Source organism: Pseudomonas sp. RA_35y_Pfl2_P32 (assembly GCF_963970735.1).
Taxonomy (GTDB): Bacteria; Pseudomonadota; Gammaproteobacteria; order Pseudomonadales; family Pseudomonadaceae; genus Aquipseudomonas.
In genome coordinates, this window is sequence record NZ_CAXAQF010000129.1 from 1 (window position 1) to 611 (window position 611).

The 611-nt window shown below is 58.6% G+C and carries 1 protein-coding gene; it reads left to right on the forward strand.

Annotated elements, in window-relative coordinates; genetic code table 11:
• Positions 1-35: 35 nt before the first annotated feature.
• The coding region (locus AACY45_RS27460) for a DUF3800 domain-containing protein (protein WP_339548599.1) at positions 36-611 on the forward strand (576 nt) is incomplete at its 3' end.

Below are 611 nucleotides of genomic sequence, written 5' to 3' on the forward strand. Positions count from 1 at the left end.
ACACTCAACCTGGCGCCCTTTGGATGAAGGGCGTTATGGCGAACTACATGGCGCTATATGCACCTCCCGAGCTGGCTCACGCCTTTGCCGCATGTTGCCAAAGCAGAGACCACGCGGAAATACGCGAACTTTACAAGCAAATAATTCGGTGGGCGCAGGGAAGCGGAGTTCCGCCTACTGACGTGGCGGCGGGGATCATCCGTTTTGCGCGCGACAGCTTGAAGGACTTCCGCAAGCTGCCGAAAGCCAAGGCCGTCGAGCGGGCATTACCGATTCCAGACAAGAATCCCGCCGGGAAGCTGCTCTGGGTTCTGCCGAACCTGACATCGTTCACCAACATCTACGCCCGGACCAATCGCTTCGCGCGAAAGCAGGTTTCCGGCGTGACGCTGTTCCACGACGAGCAATTGCAGTTCGGAGACATTCTTCTGCACAACAAGAAGCTCGCAGAGGACCTGGCGCAGCTTGGCGTGAAATTGCCCCTGCAGACGGCCGACTTCGAATTCTCGCAGGCGGCCGACCTGCAATTCCAGCGATCGCACGATTCTATCGGCATTCAGGTCGCCGACGTCCTCGCCGGTTTCATCGCGCGATATGTACAGGACGCTGTG